General features: G+C 59.1%; 1 protein-coding gene. It reads right to left on the reverse strand.

Annotation, left to right across the window (positions count from 1 at the left end):
- Positions 1–572: ABC transporter substrate-binding protein (locus WA367_RS16715; protein ID WP_336057916.1), on the reverse strand; the 572-nt coding region annotated here is incomplete at both ends.

Below are 572 nucleotides of genomic sequence, written 5' to 3' on the forward strand. Positions count from 1 at the left end.
GCGGTGCCCATGGCGATCGGGTCGAGCATGCCCGAGCCGCCTTCGGTGACGTAAAAGGTCAGCTCTTCACCGTCATAGCCTGCCTCCTCAAGCAGTTGCCGGGCCTTTTCCGGATCATGGGGATAGGGCTGGAGGTCCTCATTATAGGCCCAGGCAAAGGCGGGCGGTGTAGGTCCGGCGGCTATTTCCGCAGTTCCCTGCAGGATGTTTTCCACCAGCGCCTTCTTGTCGATCGCATAATTGGCGGCCTGTCTGATTTCTTTCTTGGCGAAAGGACCTTCCTTCATGTTGAGGATCAGGAACCAGACATGCGGGCCCGCCTGCTCATGGACATTGAAGTTGGGATCATCCCGGAACTGCTGGAGACTGTCCGGGGGAACCTCCACCATGACATCGAGTCCGCCTGAGAGCATTTCGGCTATGCGGGTGTTGGTATCGGTGATGGGCCGGTAGATCACGGCCTCGAGGGGGGCTGCCCCATCCCAGTAATCTTCGTTACGGGTAATGACCACACGTGAGTTGGCCTGCCATTCCTCGAACTTGAAGGCGCCTGTTCCAACGGGACTGCGGCC

Origin of the sequence: Nitratireductor sp. CH_MIT9313-5, from assembly GCF_037029545.1 — a bacterium.
Taxonomy (GTDB): domain Bacteria; phylum Pseudomonadota; class Alphaproteobacteria; order Rhizobiales; family Rhizobiaceae; genus Chelativorans.